The organism is Peribacillus sp. NPDC101480 (assembly GCF_050277335.1).
Classification (GTDB): domain Bacteria; phylum Bacillota; class Bacilli; order Bacillales; family DSM-1321; genus Peribacillus.
Genome location: NZ_JBNNSB010000010.1, coordinates 1 through 23981 on the forward strand (window position 1 = coordinate 1; position 23981 = coordinate 23981).

Annotated in this window: 27 protein-coding genes, 1 tRNA gene, 1 rRNA gene and 2 pseudogenes; 16 read left to right on the plus strand and 15 right to left on the minus strand. The window is 38.6% G+C overall.

Annotated elements, in window-relative coordinates:
* Positions 1 to 180 precede the first annotated feature (180 nt).
* The 6 genes from rrf to tsaD all read left to right on the plus strand — a co-directional run bounded on the left by rrf (position 181) and on the right by tsaD (position 3263).
* Positions 181 to 296: ribosomal RNA gene (gene rrf / locus ACQKMF_RS24135) — 5S ribosomal RNA — on the plus strand.
* Positions 297 to 362: 66 nt separating this feature from the next.
* A tRNA-Met gene (locus tag ACQKMF_RS24140) sits at positions 363 to 436 on the plus strand.
* Between the two features lie 197 nt (positions 437 to 633).
* Positions 634 to 1086, plus strand: a complete 453-nt coding sequence (gene tsaE / locus ACQKMF_RS24145) for a tRNA (adenosine(37)-N6)-threonylcarbamoyltransferase complex ATPase subunit type 1 TsaE (protein WP_101225597.1) — start codon at positions 634 to 636, stop codon at positions 1084 to 1086.
* A complete protein-coding gene (tsaB, locus tag ACQKMF_RS24150; protein WP_230178626.1) occupies positions 1086 to 1778 on the plus strand; it encodes a tRNA (adenosine(37)-N6)-threonylcarbamoyltransferase complex dimerization subunit type 1 TsaB in 693 nt (230 codons plus the stop codon). The genes tsaE and tsaB overlap by 1 nt, the downstream gene beginning before the upstream one ends.
* A gap of 22 nt (positions 1779 to 1800) precedes the next feature.
* Positions 1801 to 2253: a ribosomal protein S18-alanine N-acetyltransferase gene (gene rimI, locus ACQKMF_RS24155; RefSeq protein WP_101225599.1), complete on the plus strand. Its 453-nt coding sequence runs from the start codon at positions 1801 to 1803 to the stop codon at positions 2251 to 2253.
* Complete coding sequence (gene tsaD / locus ACQKMF_RS24160) at positions 2250 to 3263, plus strand: tRNA (adenosine(37)-N6)-threonylcarbamoyltransferase complex transferase subunit TsaD (RefSeq protein WP_260359228.1); 1014 nt, start codon at positions 2250 to 2252, stop codon at positions 3261 to 3263. Before rimI ends, tsaD begins: the two co-directional genes overlap by 4 nt.
* A gap of 268 nt (positions 3264 to 3531) precedes the next feature.
* Here the strand turns inward: tsaD and ACQKMF_RS24165 are convergent, their stop codons facing one another.
* Positions 3532 to 5451 carry an ATP-binding cassette domain-containing protein gene (locus ACQKMF_RS24165; protein WP_427575321.1) on the minus strand — a complete coding sequence of 640 codons (1920 nt, stop codon included), beginning with the start codon at positions 5449 to 5451 and terminating at the stop codon, positions 3532 to 3534.
* A gap of 133 nt (positions 5452 to 5584) precedes the next feature.
* On the opposite strand from ACQKMF_RS24165, the gene moaC reads away from it, so the two are divergent.
* Positions 5585 to 6097: a cyclic pyranopterin monophosphate synthase MoaC gene (gene moaC / locus ACQKMF_RS24170; RefSeq protein ID WP_101225602.1), complete on the plus strand. Its 513-nt coding sequence runs from the start codon at positions 5585 to 5587 to the stop codon at positions 6095 to 6097.
* A 28-nt stretch (positions 6098 to 6125) separates the two neighbouring features.
* Positions 6126 to 6785, plus strand: coding sequence for a redox-sensing transcriptional repressor Rex (locus ACQKMF_RS24175; RefSeq protein WP_034306345.1), 660 nt, complete (start codon positions 6126 to 6128; stop codon positions 6783 to 6785).
* 28 nt (positions 6786 to 6813) lie between these two features.
* On the opposite strand, the gene ACQKMF_RS24180 is transcribed toward ACQKMF_RS24175, so the two are convergent.
* Both ACQKMF_RS24180 and ACQKMF_RS24185 read right to left on the minus strand, forming a co-directional pair.
* Positions 6814 to 7026, minus strand: coding sequence for a YdiK family protein (locus ACQKMF_RS24180; RefSeq protein ID WP_034306342.1), 213 nt, complete (start codon positions 7024 to 7026; stop codon positions 6814 to 6816).
* Complete coding sequence (locus ACQKMF_RS24185) at positions 7023 to 7748, minus strand: CPBP family intramembrane glutamic endopeptidase (protein ID WP_427575323.1); 726 nt, start codon at positions 7746 to 7748, stop codon at positions 7023 to 7025. The genes ACQKMF_RS24180 and ACQKMF_RS24185 overlap by 4 nt, the downstream gene beginning before the upstream one ends.
* Positions 7749 to 8082: 334 nt before the next feature.
* On the opposite strand from ACQKMF_RS24185, the gene groES reads away from it, so the two are divergent.
* Positions 8083 to 8367 carry a co-chaperone GroES gene (gene groES, locus ACQKMF_RS24190; protein ID WP_101225604.1) on the plus strand — a complete coding sequence of 95 codons (285 nt, stop codon included), beginning with the start codon at positions 8083 to 8085 and terminating at the stop codon, positions 8365 to 8367.
* A 59-nt stretch (positions 8368 to 8426) separates the two neighbouring features.
* The gene (gene groL, locus ACQKMF_RS24195) at positions 8427 to 10064 is read left to right on the plus strand and encodes a chaperonin GroEL (RefSeq protein ID WP_101225605.1); all 1638 of its coding nucleotides are present in this window, start codon (positions 8427 to 8429) and stop codon (positions 10062 to 10064) included.
* 104 nt (positions 10065 to 10168) lie between these two features.
* Here the strand turns inward: groL and ACQKMF_RS24200 are convergent.
* Both ACQKMF_RS24200 and ACQKMF_RS24205 read right to left on the minus strand, forming a co-directional pair.
* A pseudogene (locus ACQKMF_RS24200) lies at positions 10169 to 10830 on the minus strand (site-specific integrase).
* Positions 10811 to 11179, minus strand: a complete 369-nt coding sequence (locus tag ACQKMF_RS24205; RefSeq protein ID WP_427575366.1) for a phage integrase SAM-like domain-containing protein — start codon at positions 11177 to 11179, stop codon at positions 10811 to 10813. Before ACQKMF_RS24205 ends, ACQKMF_RS24200 begins: the two are co-directional and overlap by 20 nt.
* 263 nt (positions 11180 to 11442) lie before the next feature.
* Between ACQKMF_RS24205 and ACQKMF_RS24210 the strand changes: the two genes are divergently transcribed.
* Positions 11443 to 11589, plus strand: a complete 147-nt coding sequence (locus ACQKMF_RS24210) for a hypothetical protein (RefSeq protein ID WP_402945129.1) — start codon at positions 11443 to 11445, stop codon at positions 11587 to 11589.
* Between the two features lie 61 nt (positions 11590 to 11650).
* On the opposite strand, the gene ACQKMF_RS24215 is transcribed toward ACQKMF_RS24210, so the two are convergent.
* The 10 genes and pseudogenes from ACQKMF_RS24215 to ACQKMF_RS24260 form a co-directional block, all read right to left on the minus strand.
* Positions 11651 to 12229: an RIO1 family regulatory kinase/ATPase gene (locus ACQKMF_RS24215; RefSeq protein WP_260359231.1), complete on the minus strand. Its 579-nt coding sequence runs from the start codon at positions 12227 to 12229 to the stop codon at positions 11651 to 11653.
* A 46-nt stretch (positions 12230 to 12275) separates the two neighbouring features.
* Positions 12276 to 12620 carry an NAD-dependent epimerase/dehydratase family protein gene (locus ACQKMF_RS24220; RefSeq protein ID WP_427575368.1) on the minus strand — a complete coding sequence of 115 codons (345 nt, stop codon included), beginning with the start codon at positions 12618 to 12620 and terminating at the stop codon, positions 12276 to 12278.
* Positions 12621 to 12724: 104 nt separating this feature from the next.
* Positions 12725 to 13141, minus strand: coding sequence for an NAD-dependent epimerase/dehydratase family protein (locus ACQKMF_RS24225; RefSeq protein WP_427575370.1), 417 nt, complete (start codon positions 13139 to 13141; stop codon positions 12725 to 12727).
* 131 nt (positions 13142 to 13272) lie between these two features.
* Positions 13273 to 14346 (minus strand): phosphotransferase, encoded by a 1074-nt coding sequence (locus ACQKMF_RS24230; RefSeq protein WP_427575326.1) that lies wholly within the window; start codon positions 14344 to 14346, stop codon positions 13273 to 13275.
* A 30-nt stretch (positions 14347 to 14376) separates the two neighbouring features.
* On the minus strand, positions 14377 to 15555 hold the full coding sequence (locus tag ACQKMF_RS24235; protein WP_101225610.1) for an ATP-grasp domain-containing protein: 1179 nt from the start codon (positions 15553 to 15555) through the stop codon (positions 14377 to 14379).
* 13 nt (positions 15556 to 15568) lie between these two features.
* Positions 15569 to 16879 (minus strand): glycosyltransferase family 4 protein, encoded by a 1311-nt coding sequence (locus ACQKMF_RS24240; RefSeq protein ID WP_427575329.1) that lies wholly within the window; start codon positions 16877 to 16879, stop codon positions 15569 to 15571.
* Positions 16876 to 17532 (minus strand): PIG-L deacetylase family protein, encoded by a 657-nt coding sequence (locus ACQKMF_RS24245; protein WP_402945146.1) that lies wholly within the window; start codon positions 17530 to 17532, stop codon positions 16876 to 16878. The genes ACQKMF_RS24240 and ACQKMF_RS24245 overlap by 4 nt, the downstream gene beginning before the upstream one ends.
* Positions 17529 to 17846 carry an EAL domain-containing protein gene (locus ACQKMF_RS24250; protein WP_260359238.1) on the minus strand — a complete coding sequence of 106 codons (318 nt, stop codon included), beginning with the start codon at positions 17844 to 17846 and terminating at the stop codon, positions 17529 to 17531. The genes ACQKMF_RS24245 and ACQKMF_RS24250 overlap by 4 nt, the downstream gene beginning before the upstream one ends.
* Positions 17812 to 18297, minus strand: a complete 486-nt coding sequence (locus ACQKMF_RS24255) for an EAL domain-containing protein (protein ID WP_402945248.1) — start codon at positions 18295 to 18297, stop codon at positions 17812 to 17814. The genes ACQKMF_RS24250 and ACQKMF_RS24255 overlap by 35 nt, the downstream gene beginning before the upstream one ends.
* Positions 18298 to 18495 (minus strand): annotated as a pseudogene (locus ACQKMF_RS24260) (diguanylate cyclase domain-containing protein); the annotation flags it as partial.
* A 219-nt stretch (positions 18496 to 18714) separates the two neighbouring features.
* Between ACQKMF_RS24260 and ACQKMF_RS24265 the strand changes: the two are divergent.
* The 5 genes from ACQKMF_RS24265 (at position 18715) to ACQKMF_RS24285 (ending at position 23880) form a co-directional block, all read left to right on the plus strand.
* Complete coding sequence (locus ACQKMF_RS24265) at positions 18715 to 20823, plus strand: BglG family transcription antiterminator (protein WP_402945152.1); 2109 nt, start codon at positions 18715 to 18717, stop codon at positions 20821 to 20823.
* Between the two features lie 87 nt (positions 20824 to 20910).
* Positions 20911 to 21219 (plus strand): PTS sugar transporter subunit IIB, encoded by a 309-nt coding sequence (locus ACQKMF_RS24270; protein WP_098373543.1) that lies wholly within the window; start codon positions 20911 to 20913, stop codon positions 21217 to 21219.
* 35 nt (positions 21220 to 21254) lie between these two features.
* Positions 21255 to 22544, plus strand: coding sequence for a PTS sugar transporter subunit IIC (locus ACQKMF_RS24275; protein ID WP_101225617.1), 1290 nt, complete (start codon positions 21255 to 21257; stop codon positions 22542 to 22544).
* A 30-nt stretch (positions 22545 to 22574) separates the two neighbouring features.
* The gene (locus tag ACQKMF_RS24280) at positions 22575 to 22973 is read left to right on the plus strand and encodes a tetratricopeptide repeat protein (protein WP_260359240.1); all 399 of its coding nucleotides are present in this window, start codon (positions 22575 to 22577) and stop codon (positions 22971 to 22973) included.
* A 40-nt stretch (positions 22974 to 23013) separates the two neighbouring features.
* Complete coding sequence (locus ACQKMF_RS24285) at positions 23014 to 23880, plus strand: class II fructose-bisphosphate aldolase (protein ID WP_402945157.1); 867 nt, start codon at positions 23014 to 23016, stop codon at positions 23878 to 23880.
* Positions 23881 to 23981: the final 101 nt, after the last annotated feature.

Consider the following 23981-nt stretch of genomic DNA (forward strand, 5'->3'; position numbering starts at 1 on the left):
AGAGGTGGAAGCGTGGCGACATGTGGAGCTGACTGATACTAATAGATCGAGGACTTAACCAACGCTTTTTAAAAAATGAAATACCTTCTTATTATTATCTAGTTTTGAAGGAATGAAAATTTCTTCTTGCATTTTGATTTCATACATGGTATGATAATAAACGTGCTAAAAGATTAAATGTTTGGTGGCGATAGCGAAGAGGTCACACCCGTTCCCATTCCGAACACGGCAGTTAAGCTCTTCAGCGCCAATGGTAGTTGGGGGTTTCCCCCTGTGAGAGTAGGACGCCGCCAAGCTATAATCATTGTATTATTTTTAAATAAATGGGAATACTATATTTATAAAAGTAACATTCATACCGTCGCGGGGTGGAGCAGTCCGGTAGCTCGTCGGGCTCATAACCCGAAGGTCGCAGGTTCAAATCCTGTCCCCGCAATCATGAAAAAAACGAAACTTAGGTTTCGTTTTTTTGTTTTATCTGAAATTCGAATAATTATGTCCTTAACTTATTTGTTTCTTCTTTTGAAACAAGGTAAACTACATATAGAATGGTTTTTGTTCCATAATATTGCGTTTATGGTTATAGACATGAACTATAGGACGTTTCCTAATAATGATAAAGGTGATTGATATATGCAACATGTTGAATGGATTTCTCAGAGTGAGGAAGAAACTGCGCAATTTGCGCATAGATTGGCACAAAAGCTTTCCAGTGGAGATGTTCTGGCATTAGAAGGTGACTTGGGTGCAGGGAAGACGGCATTCACAAAAGGGCTGGCTAAAGGACTAGGTGTTACCAGAATGGTGAATAGCCCTACCTTTACGATAATAAAGGAATACATGGGTCGCTTGCCTTTGTATCATATGGATGTATATCGGGTAAGTGAATCGGAAGAAGATCTAGGCTTTGATGAATATTTTGATGGTGATGGTGTGACTGTCGTTGAATGGGCCCATTTAATAAAGGATCACCTTCCAGAGGAAATCTTGACCATTTATATCTATCGTCTGGGCGATACCAGCCGGCGTATTGTTTTGGAAGCCAAAGGCGAACGATATGTAAAGTTATGTAAGGAGATTATTTGATGAAGGTTTTAGCTATAGATACATCGAATTTTACATTAGGGATTGCACTGGTAAACGAGAATCAAGTAATTGGTGAGTATACGACGAACCTAAAGAAAAATCATTCGGTGCGGGTAATGCCGGCAATTGAGACACTGCTGAGGGATTGTGATACTAAACCGAAGGAATTGACTAAGATTGTGGTCGCTCAAGGTCCAGGCTCATATACAGGGGTCAGGATTGGAGTGACGATAGCGAAAAGCTTGGCCTGGACGCTTCAGATTCCCTTATCAGGTGTTTCCAGCTTAGAGGTTTTAGCAGCTAATGGACGATATTTTAACGGGGTGATCTCTCCCTTGTTCGATGCAAGAAGAGGGCAGATTTATACTGGATTATATGAAATGGAAAAGGACTCTTTAAAGACAGTCATAGAAGATTGTAATATTCTATCCTCTGAGTGGGCGAGTCAATTGAAGGAATTAAATCGTCCTGTTTTATTTGTTGGTCAAGATGTGGACATCCATCGGGATGCAATTACGGATGCATTAGGGGAATTGGCGGTATTTGCTCCGGTACAGTCATATAATTCAAGGCCAAGCGAACTGGCCTTCATTGGTCTTGATAAGACTGAAGTGGATGTTCACCAGTTTGTACCGAATTATATCCGCATGGCTGAAGCAGAAGCAAAGTGGCTTGAACAGCAGGGGAAATAAACAAGGAAAGCGACCGATTATTATGAGTAAAACATTGACGTTCCGAAAGATGAATACGGAAGATATCGACCAAGTGCTAAACGTGGAAAAGCAGTCCTTTACTTTGCCTTGGAGCCGGGAAGCTTTTTTTAATGAATTGAATCATAATCAATATGCTGTATACATGGTGATAGAGGATGAAGGTAAAATCGCCGGTTATTGCGGTGCCTGGATTGTCATTGATGAATCGCACATTACCAATATAGCGATATTGCCAGAATACCGAGGGCAAAAGCTAGGAGAAGCTTTGCTCAGGAAGATGATTGAAATCTCCATTTCGATGGGTGTGGTGAGGATGACGCTAGAGGTCCGTGTCAGTAATGCAGTAGCCATTTCGCTCTATGAAAAACTAGGTTTCCAAAAGGGCGGAATCCGAAAAAATTATTATACAGACAATCAAGAAGATGCTTATGTTATGTGGGTGAATTTTTCATGAAACAAGATCAATTTATATTAGGTATTGAAACGAGCTGCGATGAAACTGCGGCAGCTGTCATAAAAAATGGTACGGAGATACTGAGTAATGTCGTGGCTTCACAAATTGAAAGCCATAAACGTTTTGGCGGTGTCGTCCCTGAAATAGCTTCCCGTCATCATGTAGAACAAATTACGATTGTTCTTGAAGAAGCACTGCTGCAAGCCGGTGTGACATATGAAGACTTGGATGCCATTGCCGTTACAGAAGGCCCCGGCCTTGTTGGGGCACTATTAATAGGCGTGAATGCGGCGAAGGCTGTAGCTTTCGCACATGGAATACCAATTGTCGGTACGCATCATATCGCTGGTCATATCTATGCAAATCGGCTTATTCAGGAGATCGAATATCCTGCGCTTTCTTTAGTCGTTTCGGGAGGTCATACAGAATTGGTGCTTTTAGAAGAGCCAGGTTCTTTCAAGGTGATAGGGGAGACTCGGGATGATGCAGCAGGAGAGGCGTATGATAAAGTGGCTCGAACATTGGGGCTCCCTTATCCTGGCGGTCCACATATCGATAGGCTTGCGCAAGAAGGCTCACCAACTTTAAAACTGCCTAGGGCATGGTTGGATGGCAGCTATGATTTTTCCTTCAGCGGGTTGAAATCGGCGGTGATCAACACTTTGCATAATGCAGAACAGCGCGGGGAAAAAATCGAACCTAAAGATTTAGCGGCAAGTTTCCAAGCAAGTGTGATAGAAGTGCTTGTAATGAAAGCTGTAAAAGCTGCAAAGGAATATAATGTGAAGCAGGTATTGCTTGCTGGAGGAGTTGCGGCAAATAAAGGCCTTAGGGAAGCATTAACGGAAGCTTTTAAGGATTTACCTATGGATATATCCATTCCGCCCCTCTATCTTTGTACAGACAATGCCGCCATGATCGGTGCTGCTGGCAGTGTCATGTTTGAAAAAGGAAAACGATCTGGTTTGGATTTGAACGGAAATCCTGGATTGGATATAGAAGCATTTTAATTGACGAGAAGACAGGATTCCACACTTCGGCATCCTGTCTTTTTATCGTGTTAATAAAATAATAGAATATTCTGTGGATAAAGTTTTTTTGATCAACCTACTGCATGTGTATAAAGTGGTGTTTTTGTGGATAAGTGGATATGTTTCTGTGGATAATGTGTATAACCCAAATTATTGGCTAATAAACGGTAAGTGAATTGTTAACAAGTTTGTGGATAACTTTTTAATTTGAAGTGAAAAAGACCGAGTCGATTGACCCGGTCTTTTGTCATTCTTCCAGTTCGGCCCATTCTTCGAGCAGCTGGTCCAATTTTTCCTGTGCATTATCAAGCTTTGTTTGGACTTCCATCACTTTTTCGTGGTCCTGAAAAACATTTGGATCGCAAAGGAGGTCATTATATTCGCTTATTTCGGTTTCAAGACGCTCCATGGCTGCCTCGATTTCCTCAATGCGCCGTTTTCGCTGGCGTTCTGCTTTTTTTGCTTCTTTATCAATTTTGTAATTTGTTTTTTCTACAGCTGCATCTAAAGTTTTAGCCTGATCCTGCTGTTCAAGTGCTTTGATTTCCGCTTGCTCCTGTTTCTTCTCTAAATAGTAATCATAATCACCGAGGAATTCTTCGTTGCCGTCTTTGGAGAGCTCTATCACTTTCGTTGCTATCCGATTTATGAAATAACGGTCATGTGAGACGAAAAGAATAGTTCCTGGATAATCGATCAAAGCGTTTTCAAGCACCAATTTACTATCGAGGTCCAAATGGTTCGTTGGTTCATCAAGAATTAAAAAATTACCTTTTTGCATCATCATTTTCGCAAGAGCAAGCCGAGCCTTTTCGCCCCCGCTTAGTGTGGAAACGGTTTTCAAAACATCGTCCCCGCTAAATAGGAAATTACCGAGTACGGTTCGGATGTCCTTTTCCGGTTTAAGGGGATAGTCGTCCCATAATTCATTGAGTACGCGTTTATTGGAAACAAGGTTAGCCTGTTCTTGATCGTAGTAGCTGACTTCTACGTTCGTTCCAAAACGGAATTCCCCAGAAAGTGCAGGCAGCTTAGAAATCATCGTTTTCAATAAAGTTGATTTTCCAACTCCATTTGGGCCAACAAGAGCTATGCTCTCTCCCTTTGTCATCCGGGAATTAATATTCCTTGATACCGTTTCCCCTTCGTATCCGATAGCCAAGTCCTGGAGGTGGAGTACTTCATTTCCGCTTTGCCTTTCAATCTGGAAAGAAAAATTCGCGGATTTTTCATCCCCTTGCGGCTTGTCCAAAACATCCATCTTTTCGAGCTGCTTGCGTCTGCTTTGTGCTCTTTTCGTGGTCGAAGCCCTTGTGATATTACGTTGGACAAAGTCGCGAAGCTTTTCGATTTCCCCTTGCTGCTTCTCGAACAGTTTCATGTCCCGCTCATAATCTTCCGCTTTTCCCTCTAGGTAAGAACTATAATTACCATAGTATTTTTTCATGTTATTCCGGGAAATCTCATATACCAGGTTCACTACTTTATCTAAAAAATAGCGGTCATGGGAAACAATGAGCACAGCTCCCTGGTACCCTTGTAAATATTGTTCAAGCCAAGATAGGGTTTCAATATCCAAATGGTTCGTCGGCTCATCCAGAATCAATATATCCGGTTTCCTTAAAAGCAGCTTTCCTAATGCAAGCCTTGTTTTTTGCCCGCCGCTTAATGTGGAAATTGGGGTAGAATAGTCAAAGTCAGCAAACTGAAGCCCATGCAATACGGAACGGATATCCGCTTCATATTGATAACCGCCCTTCTCTTTGAATGCGACCATCAAAGTGTCGTATTCATTCAGCACTTTTTGGTAAATCGTTTCGTTTTCAAAGATTTCGGGTCTGGCCATATCCGCCTCAAGGCGACGCAGTTCCTTTTCCTGCTCTATAAGGTCCGTGAATACCGTCAGCATCTCATCCCAAATGGTCAGTTCGGATTCCAATCCCGTATCCTGGGCCATATAGCCGATTGTGACGCCTTTTGGTTTGATAATTTCACCGCCATCATGGGAAATCTTCCCGGCTATGATTTTTAGCAGAGTCGATTTTCCGGCGCCATTACGGCCGACAAGTGCAATTCGATCTTTATTTTGAACTTCGAGCTTCATATTTGATAAAATAAGTTCAGCTCCATAATATTTCGATAGTTGATTGATTTGTAATAAAATCATAGATTTCACCTCAATTGATTATAGATAGTGTAACGTATTTTAGTTATTATCGGCAACAGCTTGGTTCCATGGTAAAACAAAAGCTGTTACATAAAGTGGAATAATAGTGTATGATTTAGGAGGGGTTACTTAAATGGGAGACTTAACGCATTTTAATGAACAGGGCAGGGCCAAAATGGTCGATGTGAGTGCTAAGCCTGAAACAACCCGGACGGCAGTAGCTCAATCGAGCATTTTATTGAATGATGAAATATATGAATTGGTCACGAACCAGAAAATGAAAAAAGGTGATGTACTGGCTGTTGCACAGGTTGCAGGAATAATGGCCAGCAAAAATACATCCAATATCATTCCGATGTGCCATCCCATTGCACTGCAAGGGGTCAATATAGCCTTTGAGTGGGAAAAAGAGGAACAAGGATACAGACTTAGGATTGAAACGGAAGCTAAGACAAAAGGGAGTACAGGTGTGGAAATGGAAGCGTTAACAGCTGCATCCGTGACTGCCTTGACCGTTTATGACATGTGTAAGGCCATTGACAAGGGAATGGTGATCGGGCCTACATTCTTAGTGGAGAAAACAGGCGGAGTTTCCAGTAACGATTATAAAAGACAAGTAAAACAAACAGATAGAGAATTAAGTTGAAAAGCATGTGTGAAGGCGGGGAAGAACAATGAACCATGACCCAAAGATACCGCAGGCAACAGCCAAAAGGTTACCATTGTATTATCGATTTTTAAAGAACTTACATTCCTCAGGCAAACAAAGAGTTTCCTCGGCAGAGCTAAGCGAAGCTGTAAAAGTGGATTCTGCCACCATACGCCGTGATTTTTCCTACTTTGGCGCGCTTGGGAAAAAAGGCTACGGCTACAATGTCAATTATTTATTATCCTTCTTTAGAAAAACACTAGATCAAGATGAATTGACCAAAGTCGCTTTAATAGGGGTAGGAAATTTAGGAACCGCTTTTTTAAATTACAATTTCATGAAAAATAATAATACAAAAATTGAAATGGCTTTCGAAGTTTCTGAAGAAAAAGTCGGCAAGCGGATAGCTGATGTGCCCATCTATCATATGGATCAAATCGATACGTTATTGCAGGAAAATAATATCACTGCAGCTATATTGACCGTGCCTGCACAGGTAGCCCAGACGATAACCGATCGTCTAGTCAAAGCTGATATAAAAGGAATATTGAATTTTACACCTGCAAGGCTGACCGTGCCTCCATCCATAAGGGTTCACCATATTGACCTGGCCGTGGAGCTTCAGTCGCTCATCTACTTCCTGAAACATTATCCGGTAGTGGAAGAAGCCGCCTTGGAGGAATGAAAAAACGCTGCATCTTTGCAGCGTTTTTTTATTTTTTCTTATTTTTTTGTGCGGCTTTAATCTTAAAGTGCAGCATGATCATGCGTAAGCCCGATCCAAAGTCAAGAGTCGCAATGAGGACAAGTATGTAGGCGAAGAGTCCCCATCCAGAAGAATTGACGGTTTGAATCGCGATAGCGGTAAAAAGAGCTCCTAAGCCTGCATAGATGATGCCCATGAATAAGGGTGATTGACGTTTCATAATAAACCTCCGATGAAGGCCTGTGCAGTATCCATCATCTTCTCTATATCCTCCCGATATACCACTTGAAGGATGATAACAAGCGTATTCATCGCAATATGAGCGCTCATTGATACGAGAATGCGGCCTGTTTTTGCATAAAGGAAAGCAAAAGTGAAGCCCATTGCCGTATATAAAAGAAGATGTTCAAATTCACCATGCGCCAAGCCGAAAATAACTGAGCTGATTAAAGCTGAAATAAAGAAGTTAAAGCGTTTATGAAGTGATCCGAAAATGATTTTCCGGAAAATTAATTCTTCCAATATAGGTCCAATTACTGAAGTGACGAAAATGACCATGGGGACTTTGTAAATGAGTGAAATGAGTTGCTGCGTATTTTCAGATTCAGACTCCACCCCAAGCATTTGTTCAATGCTGCCGGCAATGCTTTGCGCAAAAAGAGCCATGAACACTCCTGCAATTGCCCATAATATGGACATGGAAACGGAAGTTTGATTTCTCGTGTCCAACTTTTCCCTCATATCTTTTCTCATTAAAAAAAGAATCAAGAATAAAGCAGCGAGAAAACTGAAAACTATCCAGTATGCTGCAGATTTCACTTGGAGTTCATCAGCCGGCATTCCGGTATAAGACCCGATCAGCATGAAAATGGGTACCCCAACAATACTGGATAATTGCATGGCAATATAAGTGATGATGACGAACCAATATTCCTTTTTCAAAAATGAAAACTCCTTTTATAGTCACCTATTCCGCTCGGAACGTTCCTGATATGGGGACAAGCTATAAACGCATACTCCAAAATGGTATCAAAAATTGAGGCAGAACACCACTTAAAGGTACCCCTAACGAAACATTTAAATAACTTTGTTAAGGAAATCATTATGCTAAAGTAGTTTACCCGTAATTTATCAGAAATTAATAAAAAATTTTCAATAAGATACTTGCAAAAAAGGCTCGGTTTATTTAATATTATAAATGTGTTAGCACTCGATGATGAAGAGTGCTAATAATCATGTAACAAATTATCAAGAGAATATGAGGAGGTTGTTTCACTTGTTAAAACCATTAGGTGATCGCGTTATTATTGAACTAGTTCAAACTGAAGAAAAAACTGCAAGCGGTATTGTTCTTCCTGATACTGCTAAAGAAAAGCCACAAGAAGGTAAGGTAGTAGCAGTTGGTACTGGCCGTGTCCTTGAAAATGGCGAACGTGTTGCTTTAGAGGTTGCCCAAGGCGATCTAATTATCTTCTCAAAATATGCAGGTACTGAAGTTAAATACGAAAACACTGAATACTTAATTTTACGTGAAAGCGACATTCTAGCTGTTATCGGCTAATTATACATCATACTTAACTGAACGAAAATTTTCTTAAAATTTTAGGGAGGTACTTATAAATGGCTAAAGAAATTAAATTTAGTGAAGAAGCTCGCCGCTCCATGCTTCGTGGTGTGGACGCACTTGCAGATGCAGTTAAAGTAACGCTTGGACCAAAAGGTCGTAACGTGGTTCTTGAGAAAAAATTCGGTTCACCGCTTATCACTAATGACGGTGTGACGATCGCTAAAGAAATCGAATTGGAAGATGCATTCGAAAACATGGGTGCGAAATTGGTTGCTGAAGTAGCAAGCAAAACAAACGACGTAGCTGGTGACGGTACAACGACTGCAACGGTTCTTGCACAAGCGATGATCCGCGAAGGTCTTAAAAACGTAACAGCTGGTGCTAACCCAATGGGTATCCGTAAAGGAATCGAGAAAGCGGTCAATACTGCAATCGCAGAATTGAAAGCCATTTCCCAACCTGTTGAAAACAAAGAATCTATCGCACAAGTTGCTGCCATCTCTTCAGCTGATGAAGAAGTCGGCCAACTGATTGCGGAAGCAATGGAGCGCGTTGGTAACGACGGCGTCATCACAATCGAAGAGTCTAAAGGTTTCACAACTGAATTGGACGTAGTAGAAGGTATGCAGTTCGATCGCGGATATGCATCTCCATACATGGTTACTGATTCAGATAAAATGGAAGCTGTACTAGAAAATCCATATATCTTGATCACAGATAAAAAAATCACGAATATCCAAGAAATCCTTCCTGTACTTGAGCAAGTTGTACAACAAGGTAAACCGCTATTATTGATTGCTGAAGATGTAGAAGGCGAAGCGCTTGCAACTCTTGTTGTGAACAAACTTCGTGGAACATTCAACGCTGTTGCGGTTAAAGCTCCTGGATTCGGTGACCGTCGTAAAGCAATGCTTGAAGACATCGCAGCTCTTACAGGCGGCGAAGTAATCACTGAAGAAATCGGTCTTGACCTTAAATCTGCAACAATCGATTCATTAGGCCGTGCGTCTAAAGTGGTTGTTACAAAAGAAAATACAACGATCGTTGAAGGAGCTGGAGATACAGCTCAAATTCAAGCTCGTGTAAACCAAATCCGTGTTCAATTAGAAGAAACAACTTCTGAATTCGACCGTGAAAAATTACAAGAACGCCTTGCTAAATTAGCTGGTGGCGTAGCGGTAATTAAAGTCGGTGCAGCTACTGAAACAGAATTAAAAGAACGTAAACTTCGTATTGAAGATGCATTGAACTCCACTCGTGCCGCTGTTGAAGAAGGTATCGTAGCCGGTGGTGGTACAGCACTTCTTAACGTATACAATAAAATCGCTGAAATTCAAGCTGAAGGCGACGTAGCAACAGGCGTGAAAATCGTTCTTCGTGCCATCGAAGAGCCTGTTCGTCAAATCGCTCACAATGCTGGACTTGAAGGCTCTGTAATCGTAGAGCGCCTTAAAGGCGAAGCAGTAGGCACTGGCTTCAACGCAGCTACTGGACAATGGGTGAACATGATCGAATCCGGTATCGTCGATCCTACTAAAGTAACTCGTTCAGCTCTACAAAACGCTGGTTCTGTAGCAGCTATGTTCTTAACAACAGAAGCTGTTGTTGCTGACAAACCAGAACCTGCTGGCGCTGGCGGCATGGGCATGCCTGACATGGGCGGAATGGGCGGAATGGGCGGCATGATGTAATCATCGCCTAGAACCCTTGGTATATAGGGGTTTGTAAGGTGGAGATTAGTGAAATGCTAACTTTTTGCTAACTTTCAGTTTTTAAACAACTTTACTTCAACCAATTAGAGGAGACCTTTCGTAAGTTCACTGAACTTATGGGAGGTCTTTTCTTCGATATTTTTTGTCATATGAGCGTAAATGTTCATCGTCGTATTTATATCTGAATGCCCTAATCTTTCTTGAATCTCTTTTACGCCTGCCCCAGCTTCAATGAGAAGGGATGTATGAGTATGTCTAAAGCTGTGGGGGGTAATATGCTTGTCTACATCAAATGCTTCATTAAACGCTGTAAACGCAATACCATTTGTTTCATAACCCTTGGATGACCGGTGTTTTCTGCAAAAATGAAATCTTGATCCTCATATACTAACCGTTTTTTCATTTTTAATTCCATCTGCTCACGCTTGTGTGCTTTGAATAATGCGACAAGTCCATCGTCAATCATGATTGTGCGGATTGACTTTTTTGTTTTTGGGGTTAGGAGTTGATAACCTGTACTTTTGTTATTTGGATTATAGTATGTTTTGGTGATTCTTATAGTTTTCTTAGTAAGGTCCAGGTCTGTCCATTTTAATGCTAACATTTCGCCTAAGCGCATACCGGTATATGCCAAAGTAGCAAAACATAGATAGTCTAGATATAATCCTTGTTCTTTTGTGATACGTAGAAGGGTTTTCAGTTCATTTAACTCAAGAAACTTTCCCTTAACCTCGTCTTCCTCGATATCCTAAAACAGTCACATGCTTTTTGGGCATGACAAAACCATAGGTTGGATTTGTCTTTATCAAGTCTTGCCTGATAGCATGCTTGAAGATCATGTTTCCCGTCGTATGGATACTGTCAATATAGTTATGGCTAAATTCCTTATTTAGTTCGTTGATTCGAGATTGATACATATGTTTTGTAATCTTACGAAGCGGAAGGTGCCACCATGTTGATACAAGATGCTTCATAGCTATCCTACGGGCTCTAACGCTACTCACTTTTACTTGAGTTCCATAGTATTCTAGCCACTCATTTGCAAAAGTTTCGAAAGTGTTGGTTGACTCCCGAATTACTCCACCGTTTAAAATTGATTCTTCAAGTTTGTTCGCTGCTAGTTGTGCTTCCTTTTTTGTCCTAAATTTGAATTGATTGAAAAAGGGGAGTCCCCCGTGTCTTCCTCAATTGCACAGGTTGCAGATTCTGTCGCTCTTGAAAAATGAGGAAATGACAACGGGAGAGTACGATGAATTTGAATGGACAGTACTTCAGCAGTCCAAAGATCAAGGCTTCAACAGCTTCGAAATTTCGATAGGGTTGCGTGAGGACTGTTTTAAAAGCGGCAAGGGTGTTTATGGTATTTGAGGTGCTTGAAAAGTCAGGTGAAGTAATCAAGACGCAACCACCCGTAGAACTTTTGGAAGAAGAGCAGTTCGATCAGCAATTTACAGTCACCATGGTAACAACAGAATCGAGTGAAGAGATAAAGAAAAAAACATGAAGGTTTCCGAAGTGGATCAGGTTGTTGTAAATGCCCTTGATTTTGAAGGCTTGAGGCATGCTTATTTTTTATCAGTCACTAAGTTTTTCCATTCCTTATATAAGGATGGGCGAAGCTTTTTCACATGTTCCAAAAACTCTTCCAAAAATCCAATCTTTTTTAAATCAGTCAACAATTTAGTAGGGACAGATCTGACCGTATTAAATGCCCTCTTAAGGTCAATTATTTTTATTTCCCCTAGTTCATTGAAAAAAATGTGGCGAACTTCAATATCTAGTCTCGTAAAACCCACAGTTTTCATTTCATCCAGCATCGATAATATTTTCCCCACAATTGCCTCTGAGAGTTTTTTCTCTTTTTTTAAATAATGCTTAAGATTATAACCTTTCACAAACTCCATCACTATATAGTTAGAACCATATTCATATAATTTAGGAATAATTGGAGACGATTGTCCTTTTTGCAGTGCATTTAATTCCTTTTTTTGTGTGTCTTCATTAACAAAAATTTTGACGCACTTCTGAGGGGGCAATTGAAAGACGGATCCATCTGCCCCCTTTCCAAGCATTGTGTAACCACTCAGGTCTTGAACGGTTACAACGCCTTTTTTCATGGCTGCTATTTTTTCAAAATCATTCATTTCTGATCTCCTTTTTTTCGATATTTCTTCAAATGCGCCTAAAATTTTAAAAACCTTTATAATACTTTAAAGTTTCATTTAATCCAGCTTTCAAATCATAAGCCGGATTCCAGTCCAAAAGATAAGAAGCTTTGGTATTATCTAATCGGCTATAGCGAATATCTCCCTTACGTTCGGGCATGGAGAGGGAGTGAATATTTATAGAGGTAAGTGATGTAATCATCTGATAAAGTTCATTAATACTTATCTTCGAATCACAACCAATATTGAAGATTTCATTTGTTCCTTTTTCAATGGCCAGCACGTTGGCCAAAGCAACATCTTTCACATACACAAAATCCCTTGTCTGCTCTCCATCTCCAAAAAAAATGGGAGATTCCCCATTAAGGATTTTCTTAAAAAATAGAAATCACTCCCCCTTCTCCTTTTGAAGTTTGGCGGGGACCATAAACATTGGCATATCTTAGAATGGTAAAAGGTACGTTATGAAGTATGTTAAATATTTGAATATACATTTCTAATACCATAATAGGATTGAAGTTGAATGGAAAATGTTCCCATTATACTGCAATCGTCTTTTTCTCCGTATACTGCACAAGATGAGGAAAGTATGAATTTTTTCACATCGTACTTTTTGCAGCATTCAAGCAAACGAATCGTTCCAAGAATATTTTGATTAGCATCCTCAACTGGATTTTGTATCGAGTAGGCAACATCCACTTGTGCCGCTAAATGGATCACTACATCCGGTTTTTCTCGAGCAAAAGCATCTTCTATTTGTGGTGAAGAAATGTCCAGGTCAATGAAACAAACGTGAGAAGGCACATTTTCTCGTTTACCTGAACGTAAATTATCCACTACTAGCGGTTCATAGCCTGATTGAATTAATAATTCGACAACATGTGAACCAATAAATCCAGTCTCGCCTGTAACGAGTACCCTTCATCCGGACTCACAACTATCATTTCTATATATATGAGAAGACCGTATAATATTTTGCATGCATAAAACTCCTTTATAGTATTATGAATTCGTGCGATGCACTAATATAACCCAAGTTCTTTTCCCCAAACCTCAATTTTTTCAAGGTATCTCTTGAGAAGAGTGCTTTTTCCTCCATCCAACACCTTTTGCAAATGGCTAGAAAGCTTTTTTTCTAGGGTTCTTTGTAAATACGCCTTTTTAAGAAGATTCAGTGGATCCTCACTGAAGGTTATCCCATATTTTAGCATTTCTTGGCAATAAACTTGCACACATTGACTTCGAATCTCCTCTTCGCTTTGTTGCCAATCCCAGCGAAAATCTATTAATAATTCGACTAGAACGACCAAATCATACCAGCAAGGATAATGCTTCGCTGACTCCCAATCAATCAAAGAGACTTTCCAGTTCTCCTCATCATCATTCGCATTTTCACAGCAAATATTGTGGACATGGAGGTCGCCATGGATCAGACACTGGCCAGATTTAGTAATTTCGGGGAAAAAAACCGGACCTTTTTTTAATATTCTTTTGATAATTTTATACCTTGGTTCCACCAATTCTTTTAAGTTAGGATCTTTCATTGCCAAATCTAGGTTTTCCATTGCTTTTTTGACCCCTTTAGTCCTTTCCTTTACCTTCTCCTCAGAATCAAAATGGGGAAGAGAGGCGTCGAAAAGATCTGCATGCCTCACAAATTGATTATCAAAGGTTTTGGCATGAAACTTTGCCACCGTGGGGATAATTCGTTCCAAATGATTTGGAGCTAATTTTATTTGTCCTCGTAACGGCTTCAAACATTCGGTAAACATCCATGTTTCATTCCCATTTACATTCGGTTCAAGCCAATACAAACGCGGCATAATCTCGTGATAAATGTAATAAGCTTTTTGATACATATTAATTTCCAACCTATGATTTTCTTTCAGTGGAAGTTTGTATATTTTAAGCACGATGGGAATGAACTCCGTGCCATCAGTTAGAACCAACTTCCAAATACTTGTCCTTTCACGTGAATTTTTGAGGCATTCTATTCTTTCTTCCACTAATTTCACTTTTTTACCAAGGACATTTTTAAGCTTTTTTTCCCAATCAAATTGTTTCCAACGGCTAAGAATTTCTTCTATACTATTCAAATAGAAAGTTCCCTCCCTCTTTTATCATTTTTACTGTCTCCCCCATAAATTTCGCAAATGGGAAACAAAACTCCGAACAAATGGAAGAGGGTCATTCCAAGCAAAGAGAGCCTCAACCTTTTTTCCATATAAGCTCTTTATCCACTCAACGAACCTCATTTCCCCATTTTTTTGTTTTTGGCGAAAGGAAAGAAAATCACGGACGAAGTAAACCCATTTGACCCCTTCTTTCTGCTCTGTCACTGGTGATGGATTTTGCCCGGTAAGGGATAAATAATACAAGTAAGCCAAATTAACCCCACAAGCAATCGATAATGCTTGAGTTAAACCTATTCTTGAATTGATTTCGATAAATTTCAGTTTCCCATCTCTTGGATCCCGTTTAAATTCGGCAATAGCCAAGCCTTTGAATTGAATATCTTTTAGAAAGGTAGTAGCAAGTTGAATGACTTCTTCATCCCTAACACTTAGGGCAAGAGCAGTGGATCCAAAATGTGGGGGAAATTGATGTAATTTTTGGTTCATCCACAAGCCAATTAAATTCATTTGTTCGTCAAAAAAAGTCTTGACGGAATAAATACAATCCTCCGCACCAGGAATGACTTCCTGGATCATTAGTTCACCGTATGGGCGATAAAAAAGGTATTCTTCTCTCAATTGGGAAGGACGTTCTACTACAATGGCTTTCTTATAAAGACGATGATCGATATTTGAGCGGAAATGAGAAGAATAAACTGGTTTTAATATACAAGGGAAGGTAATTTGATTGATAATTTGCTCAAATTGTTCTTCATTATTTATAGCGTAAGTTTTGGGGCATGGCACATTTGATTTCATGGCCAATTCATACGTTAATCTTTTATCTAATACAGCTTCGACCAGTGTGAGATTAGGTAATAGAAACCGATAGTAGTGTGAAAGGACAAATCTGTTTTTTGAAATAAACTGAACAAAGTCATCAGAACCCGCATACAGGACTGGCTTTTGTCCAAACTTTTGCGACAGTCTAGTAAGAAATAGTATTAATGCTGGTCCCTCACTAACTGGATTCGGACAAATTCCGCAAGTGGCAAACCAAGTTTTACCGATTTCATATTTTCCGCTCGTATCAAACGCATATACCTTTATTCCTTCTTTCGCTAAACTCCTCACAATCCCTATACCGGTTGCACTTAGATCAAGAACAACGGCTGGAACATCATGTAGCATGCTCTTTCCTCCTTCAAAATAATGATTGATAGATTTTTTCAATCTTTTTGACCATGTTACTAGTGGTTAAATGTTTTAGTGCAAATGCCTGTGCATTGCGTGCTAATTCTTTTCTAATTGATTTTTTTCGTAATAAGAGCGATAACTTTTTTGCAAGCTTCTTTGGGTTAGCTGGTTCAACAATAAATCCTGAATAATTATTTTTAATAATTTCCGGGATTCCGCCACAATTGGTAGTAAGAATTGCTTGTTTGGTAAACATTGCCTCAATAATTGAGATTGGCAGCGTATCGCTTGTGGTTGGCAGAATAAATATGTCTGATTCACTTAGCAATTTAGGTATGTCTTCTCTGCTGCCTAAAAAGGAAACGTTTTTCAACTCCAACTCATTAACCTGCTTCTCGAGCTGCTTTCTCATCTCACCATCGCCTACTATCCGGACTTCTACATCTCTCAGCTTGTCTTTAATAAGCGCAAGGGCTTCAAATAGGTACATATGACCTTTACGTGGTCGAAGGCGTGCGACACAAGTTATCACCATTTTAGATTGGCTTTTTTTCCTTTTCTTCTGAATATTCCATCCACCAAAATCAATTCCAGTATAAACAGTGGTCATTTTAGATTCCTCCGCACCTAAATTTATTAGAATTGGGCGAAAGACATCACAAACGATGATTAATTGATTAGCATTTTTAATGGCTTGTCTGTCAATGGCCGAAAAATAGGTTTCCTCAACCGACCCTTTTTCCATCAAGTTAAACTTTAATCTGTTGTGGGTCATAAATCCATGAGGTGTAAAAAGAAGAGGTTTTTGAAGGGATCGGTTTAGTATCCCTATTACATTAGCTGTATATCGATCTTGTGCGTGGATAATATCATATTGCTCCAGGTCAATATCCTTTAACATCGTATAGTAACTATATAGTTTGCTAATGTTGTGTAGAATTTTTCCATTACAGCTGCCATACCGATTGATAAAAAAATGTGTAAATTCCTCAGAATATCTAGTTCGTAATACCTCCATTTCTTTAGATGGAAAATGATTTGGTGCTATTACATGGACACTATGACCTAATTTTTCCAAGCCGTTTTTAAGTGTTGTGATATAGTTTTGCAGTCCACCGATACTTGGATACTCCCAAAACGTTGTGATTAATATTTTCATTTTTTTGTTTTGAATTTCTGCTGAATGGATTCGCTGCCTTTCTACCACTTGTTCTTCTTCAAATATTTCATTAATCTCATAATATTGATCCATAGCTGAGATTAGGTAAGGAAAAAGAGTCGGCACAAAATGCTGGTCCTTTTGATGTTTTCCTGTCACTTCCACACCCTCCTTATGATTTCAAAAGCTTCTGCGAATTCGACCCCAACCGTCATTCCCCTGACCCGCGCTAAATATTTCACTCCGTCATATGAACGTGGATGAGGGAATGGTCTCATTTCTATATCATAATGGTGAAGAGATTGTAGCTTGTCATCGATGGTATCTGTAATATCCACAAAATAATTGGGTTTGAATTCCTTATCATTCGTATGCTGGCTCCATTCACTGGAAGAAACCGTTTCAAAACAAAGGATCTCAATCGGTTGTTTTCCAGGCAACGGCCGGGCTGCTGTGATGACTGCTTGAAACAAAATTTGATGGTCTTTGTTTGTATCTCCATAATGATGAGTGAAAATTATAGAAGGTTTATACTTATCCAATAGAGCTTCAATCGCTTTGGCGATTTTGTGAAGAGGAATTGTTTCCAACAATAGATTGGGGAATTCCAAAAATAGGACCTCGTCTACCCCTAAGTGTTTGTTAGCTTGCTGCATTAATGGCTGAATGTGCTGCTCCTCTTCCTTACGTCCCTTGGCGGCAATCACTGTGATTACCTTATAGCCATGATTAATTAATTTCTTTATCGTTCCGCCGCTTCCAAGAATTTCATCATCGGGATGAGCGGCAATCACTAGAACATTCATACTCATTCAGATCCCTCAACTCCATTTAATATTAGTACTCTAATAATTATATGAAATTGATCCGAAGTGGATATGGACAATGGTAAAAAAACTTCGACACACCCATGTCGAAGCAGAAAGGTTACTTGATCGTTTGTTTCAACGCCCTCAGCGATGACTTGAAGTTTTAATAACTGTGCCATTAGAATAATAGTCTTGATGATGGTTTGATCATTTAAGTCATGAGTACCTTCAGACATAAAGGATTGATCAATTTTCAGGCTTATCAACTGGGAATCGTTTAAGCTAATTAAGCGAACTATATCCCGTTCGAAAATCATCGATACTAATCATAACACCAATTTTTTTAAGCTCAATCAGTGTTGAAATAGCGGATTCAACATCCAAACTCATACTTTCAGTAATCTCAATCTCTAAATATTTGGGTTCAAGTCCCGTTTCATTTAATACTTTTCGAACCACTTCAGGCAGCCTCGATTGAAAAAATTGTTTTGCTGATATGTTGACCGCTACCGTTATTGGCGGAAAGCCATCGTCCTGCCACTTCTTATTTTGCATACAGGCCGTACGTAATGCCCACTCACCTATAGGGATAATCAAACTGGTTTCATCTGCTTTGGGGATAAAATCAGCTGGGGCAATCATTCCTCTCTCAGGATGATTCCATCGAATTAATGCTTCAGCCCCAATTATTTCATTTGTTTCAAGGTTCATTTGCGGCTGATAAAATGGTATGAATTCGTTTCTTTCTAAGGCTTTACGCAGGTTGATTTACATTTCAAATTCATGTTGAGATTTTTCTTGTAAATCATCCGTATAAATTTGATAATTATTACTCCCGAGACTCTTGGCTAAGTACATGGCTAAATCAGCGTTTTTTATGAGCGCATCAAAACTGTCACCGTGCTCAGGGAAAATACTAATTCCGATACTCGGTATCACTAATATCTCATTATGACATTTATAAAACGGATCAGATAAATTTGTTTATATTCGTTGAGCCACCTCGTGAGCTCTGTTTACGTTTGAGTTGGATAGCAGAATAGTAAATTCGTCACCGCCATACCTTGATTTGTAGATTGATAATATTGTTAACGCTTACATTTTTGCAGATTGAAGTTGCAAAAAGATGTACTAAACTATTTGAATATGTCCATTTATAATCAAATTATGAAAGGGGTTACTATCATGAAAGAACGGTCTCAACGAGTACTTACCAGATTTTTGAAAGTAAATACCTTTTTGACTTGTGAGGATTTAAGTAAAGAGTTCAATATTAGTGAGCGTACTTTTCGAAACGAATTGGTCCTGATTAATAAATATCTGTCTGAAAATAACTATCCATCCATTACGACGATAAGGGGAAAGGGGTTGAAGTTAGATCTGTCTGATGTGGACCGCGGAAAGCTCCAATTGAAAATTGGTGATGATAGGGAAACGGATTATTATAGGCCCAATGAACGTTTTCTTGCCTTACTTTTAGATATTGCCGATACCACAAAAAGGACAATGCTTTTTGAAATGGAAGAAAAACTGCAGGTATCGAAAAGTACATTGGATGAGGATATGAGAAGGCTTCGTCAGTTTTTAAAGGAATATGGCATTTCTGTAGTGAGTTTAACGAAGCAAGGGATTGTATTAAAAGGAGATGAACGATCAATACGCACTATGTTGTACGACGTAATTAATAGTGTTACGGATATTTCCAAACTATTAGGGTACCGAGATAGAGATACAGTGAATACCTTTGCAGATCAATTTGTCCTTGATTATTTGGATACAAGTGCATTGAGGGTCATTGGAGAACATTATGACGAAGTCTTTGAAAAGTCTAGAGTGGAGATTAATCATGTATATCGAAATCAAAGCATTCTATTTTTAGGTATATGGGTAAGGCGGTTGCAAGAGGGAAATAACCTTAGGGAATTAGCCAAAGTTAGAGCCGAGATAAAAGAAGATCCTGTCAGAAATTTTGTGGATTTCATCTGTATGGAGTTTGGTTTATATCCATCATTAAATGAAATAAAATATACTACCTTTACAATCGAATCTTTTAATCCAAAAGATATGAATAATTCATTCGATTGGGTTACCGCACAATTATTAGCTATTCAATTAATTGAGCATGTAGAAAAAGTAACCAGAATCCCCTTTTCTCAGAGAGAAGAAGATTTGTATGAAGGTTTGTATAAGCATATCACAGGGTTATTAAGCAGGGCGAAGAACGATTTACAGGTATTTAATCCGTTGAAAGAAACTATTAAGGAGTCCTTTGCCGAGATTTATCAGGCAGTCACATGCTTTGGTAAGCAAATAGAGGACTATATAAAAAAACCATTATCAGAAGATGAAATCGGGTTTTTGACCGTTTATTTCTCAACTTCTGCCAGCCAAATAAAACAGAAAGAACAATATGTTTATCAGGCTGTTGTGCTTTGTAATCATGGGATTTCAACTGGAAAGCTATTGGCTGCGAATTTGAAAGAGCAATTCAATATCGAGATAGTAGCAGTATTGAGTTCGTTTGAATTAGCCTTTATAGACAAGCTTGATGTTGATTTAGTTTTTACGACCATTTCAATTGATTATCCAAGAAAACCCGTATTATTGCTTAATCCAATATTAAGAGAAAGTGATAAGAAGGAAATTAAAGATTTTTTACTCAAAAATAAGAATAAGAGAAGGATCGTTTCCAATAAGTTAGATGCCACATTGCTAATGCAGGATATTCTTATGTTAATTGTAGAAAGCGGCGGTACGGTAACACAGGAAAGCTATCAGAAAGTAGAAGAGACTTTTAAAGAGCATCATTTAAAAATTAATACAAGGGAGATACAGCCGATGTTGCAGGATATTTTGAGGGATTCCAACATTCTACTAAAGCAAGAATGTAAAGACTGGAAAGAAGCGATTACGAAATCTGCCCAGATATTGTTAACAGAAGAGGTCATTGAAGAGCGATATATAAACGCCATGATTAAATCTGTTGAAGAGTATGGGCCTTATATAGTAGTAGGGAAGCATTTAGCGTTAGCACACGCAAGGCCAGAAGATGGAGTAAATAAATTAGGTATTAGTGTCATGACGTTAAAGGAACCGGTGAATTTCGGTAATCCGGATAATGATCCGGTGAAAATTGTTTTTTGTCTAGCCGCAGTGGATTCTTATTCGCATCTAAATGTGATGAAAAATCTGATTGAGTTAATTAATGATGAAGAGAAATTAGACCAGTTAATTACAGCACAAGATGTAACCATGTTTAATCAGGTGTTATATGGAAGTGAAGTAATGGAATGAGGAAAGCTGTGGTCATTACAATTGGTGTAGATGCAAGTAGGAGAAGATGAATTAAATAAAACAAAAAATGAAAGAGGAGAGTGTGACATGAAAAAAGTAAATATCTTATTTGTATGTGGAGCAGGTTTAGGAAGCAGTTTTGCTTGTCAAATGGCGGCAGAGGATGTATTAAGCAAGTTGGGTATTAATGCCAAGCTAGATCATAGTGATATCTCGTCTGCTGTTTCAGTAAAACCCGATATTATTATTACGGCACAGAATTTCAAATCCCAATTTGAGAAATTTTCAGTTGATCCAAAACAAACGACAATTGTTTATTTGAGAAATATTGTATCTAAACTAGAGATTGAAGAAAAAATCACCCCGGTATTAAGGGAAAAAGGCGTTTTAGCTTAAAAATAAATAGAGATAGCTAGAGATGGGGGGAGAAAATGGGTGTAGTCAACTTTATTATAGAGAATATTTTGACACAGGCATCAGTCACAATCGCGTTGATTGCTATGTTGGGGTTAATTTTGCAAAAGAAATCAACGGGGCAAGTTATTTCTGGTTCGTTAAAGACGATGTTAGGATTTATGGTATTGTCAGCCGGATCTAGCATTATAGTTGGTAGTTTAATATATTTCGGTAAAATTTTTGCAGAAGGTTTCCATATGCAAGGGATTATTCCTTCGATTGAAGCCATTAATGGCCAAGCAATGAATGAGTTAGGCTTGGGTCGTGATATCGCACTAACTTTCTTAGCTATCTTTGTTTTTAATATTTTAATTGCCCGGTTTACTAAATGGAAATACATCTTTTTAACTGGTCAGGCAATTCTTTGGATGGCTACTATGACAACAGTATTTGGTTACTTTGCAGGTCTACGTGGTGTTGCATTGATTTTAATAGGCGGTTTCATTGGGGGCGTCTTTGCGGTAGCGATGCCTGCGATTGCACAACCATTTGTTCGTAAGATTACTGGTATGGATGATATTGCATTAGGACACTTTTGTACGGTTGGGTATGTGTTTGAAGCAGGTGTAGCGAAACTAGTTGGGGGAAAAGGCGAAAAGAAAAAATCTGTTGAAGATTTGAAATTACCAGCTCAATTTGAATTCTTACAAGATACCTATCTATCTTTGATGGTGGTAATGACTCCTCTCTATATTATTACAGCAGCGTTCGCAGGTAATGAGTTCGCTTCTGAATTATCAGAAAATACAAACTACTTAATGTTTGCTTTCTTACAATCTATCCAATTCGTAGTTGGAGTGTATGTATTACTAGCAGGGGTTCGCTTATTACTAGGTGAAATTGTTCCGGCATTTAGAGGGATTGCCATGCGGTTGGTTCCAAATGCAAAGCCTGCATTAGATTGTCCAGTCCTATTTCCATTTAGCCCTAATGCAGTCATTGTAGGGTTTATAACAACTACTATAGGTTCAATTATTGCGATGTTTGTATTACCAGTCTTTGGGTTGGCAATGATCTTACCAGGTATTTTGACAGCCTTCTTCGCGGGTGGGACTGCCGGTATCTTCGGTAACTTAACAGGTGGTATTCGCGGTGCAATTATTGGTGGTATTGTACATGGTTTCTTCATTACATTATTACCAGCACTGTTAGTAACGACTTTCAATTCTATGGGATTTGTCAATGCAACAGCTACAGATGTTGATACAGTAACAGCTGCTTTACTATATGCATGGCTCATTGGTCCACTTTTAAAAGCTTTCTAGGATGTTGAAAGAGAAAAGGAGGTTCAAGTAATGTTTGGATTTGGTAAGAAAAAAACTAAAGAACCGAAAAAAGAAACAACCGAAAAGGTAGTGTTAACAGTAGAACGAAAAGAAGAGTTAGTACGTATTATCTCCACTAAAAAAGAAGAAGTAAATCAAACAGTTGGAGAAGAACAAGCAAAAATTCATGAGGAGATTGGCCTAGCATTTAATGAACTTGGTGAAGAAAATAATGCTATAGATTCGTTAGAAAAAAGTATTCAGACTAAAAAGTCATTAGGCGAAGGTTACAAAACTTTATTAAAACTTTATAACAAGAAGCGTGCAGAAGCAGCAAAAGTGAATGATGAAGAATTATTACAGATATATCTAAAGAAAATGGATCAAATGATGCAAGTTTCTAAAGAGGTTACGCGTGGTGTTCGATAAGGAAGAAAATAAAAGAAGTATAAAGGGAGAGTAATTGATTATGTATATAACACTAAAAGAAGTAACACTTAGGGCTGAAGAATTGAATTATACAGTTGGTTCATTTAATGCACATAATTTAGAGATGTTACCTGATATGATACGTGCAGCAAAAGAGCAAGGAGCACCAATTATTATTCAAACAAGTATAGATACTGCGAAATACATCGGTTATGAAAATTTTGTTGCTGTATGTAAAACTATGGCCACAAATGAAATGGTAGATGTGGTATTGCATTTAGACCATGCAAGGGATTTTGATGAAATTAAAGAGGCAATCAATAAAGGTTATACATCAGTGATGTTTGATGGTTCTCATTTACCATTCAAAGAGAACATTATGAAAACAAGAGCAGTAGTAGAATATGCACACAAATATGGTGTTTCAGTAGAGGGCGAACTAGGGACAATTGGTGGTACTGAAGAAGGGATTCATGTAGATGAAGATGATAAGGTTTATACTGACCCAAAAGATGCAGAAGAGTTTGTTAAAGCAACAGGGGTTGATGCTTTGGCCATTGCAATCGGTACTAATCATGGCCAATATAAATCTAAAACAGAAGTAAATCTACCGCTTTTAAAAGAAATCAATGCTGTAGTAGATATACCTTTAGTTATTCATGGAGGTACAGGTGTTAATGAAATGGATATTCATGAATTAATAAATAATGGGATTCGTAAATTTAATGTTGGTACTGAGTTGTTAGTAGCATGGACGAAAACAGCGAAAGAAACATTCGGAGAAACAAAAGTAACTAAATCATTACGACATAATATCATTCCATGTAATAAGGCAGTAAAAGAAATTGTCAAACATAAAATTGGAATCTTCATGAATAAAGAAGATCGTAAGCTTCAGGTAAAATAGTAAAAAAAGTTCATTGGGCATTTCGTAGGAGTTGGAGAAGATGGATAATAAAGAGAGTACGGGGTATTCCTAGTACTCTTTCTTTATTCGTTAGATTATGA

What these genes read in the sequence shown, in the direction of transcription:
- tsaE (WP_101225597.1), top strand. Translation starts at nt 634, where the DNA reads ATGCAACATGTTGAATGGATTTCTCAGAGTGAGGAAGAAACTGCGCAA.
- tsaB (WP_230178626.1), top strand. Translation starts at nt 1,086, where the DNA reads ATGAAGGTTTTAGCTATAGATACATCGAATTTTACATTAGGGATTGCA.
- rimI (WP_101225599.1), top strand. Translation starts at nt 1,801, where the DNA reads ATGAGTAAAACATTGACGTTCCGAAAGATGAATACGGAAGATATCGAC.
- tsaD (WP_260359228.1), top strand. Translation starts at nt 2,250, where the DNA reads ATGAAACAAGATCAATTTATATTAGGTATTGAAACGAGCTGCGATGAA.
- ACQKMF_RS24165 (WP_427575321.1), bottom strand. Translation starts at nt 5,451, where the DNA reads ATGATTTTATTACAAATCAATCAACTATCGAAATATTATGGAGCTGAA.
- moaC (WP_101225602.1), top strand. Translation starts at nt 5,585, where the DNA reads ATGGGAGACTTAACGCATTTTAATGAACAGGGCAGGGCCAAAATGGTC.
- ACQKMF_RS24175 (WP_034306345.1), top strand. Translation starts at nt 6,126, where the DNA reads ATGAACCATGACCCAAAGATACCGCAGGCAACAGCCAAAAGGTTACCA.
- ACQKMF_RS24180 (WP_034306342.1), bottom strand. Translation starts at nt 7,026, where the DNA reads ATGAAACGTCAATCACCCTTATTCATGGGCATCATCTATGCAGGCTTA.
- groL (WP_101225605.1), top strand. Translation starts at nt 8,427, where the DNA reads ATGGCTAAAGAAATTAAATTTAGTGAAGAAGCTCGCCGCTCCATGCTT.
- ACQKMF_RS24210 (WP_402945129.1), top strand. Translation starts at nt 11,443, where the DNA reads ATGGTATTTGAGGTGCTTGAAAAGTCAGGTGAAGTAATCAAGACGCAA.
- ACQKMF_RS24215 (WP_260359231.1), bottom strand. Translation starts at nt 12,229, where the DNA reads ATGAATGATTTTGAAAAAATAGCAGCCATGAAAAAAGGCGTTGTAACC.
- ACQKMF_RS24235 (WP_101225610.1), bottom strand. Translation starts at nt 15,555, where the DNA reads ATGCTACATGATGTTCCAGCCGTTGTTCTTGATCTAAGTGCAACCGGT.
- ACQKMF_RS24245 (WP_402945146.1), bottom strand. Translation starts at nt 17,532, where the DNA reads ATGAGTATGAATGTTCTAGTGATTGCCGCTCATCCCGATGATGAAATT.
- ACQKMF_RS24250 (WP_260359238.1), bottom strand. Translation starts at nt 17,846, where the DNA reads ATGATTTTCGAACGGGATATAGTTCGCTTAATTAGCTTAAACGATTCC.
- ACQKMF_RS24265 (WP_402945152.1), top strand. Translation starts at nt 18,715, where the DNA reads ATGAAAGAACGGTCTCAACGAGTACTTACCAGATTTTTGAAAGTAAAT.
- ACQKMF_RS24270 (WP_098373543.1), top strand. Translation starts at nt 20,911, where the DNA reads ATGAAAAAAGTAAATATCTTATTTGTATGTGGAGCAGGTTTAGGAAGC.
- ACQKMF_RS24275 (WP_101225617.1), top strand. Translation starts at nt 21,255, where the DNA reads ATGGGTGTAGTCAACTTTATTATAGAGAATATTTTGACACAGGCATCA.
- ACQKMF_RS24280 (WP_260359240.1), top strand. Translation starts at nt 22,575, where the DNA reads ATGTTTGGATTTGGTAAGAAAAAAACTAAAGAACCGAAAAAAGAAACA.
- ACQKMF_RS24285 (WP_402945157.1), top strand. Translation starts at nt 23,014, where the DNA reads ATGTATATAACACTAAAAGAAGTAACACTTAGGGCTGAAGAATTGAAT.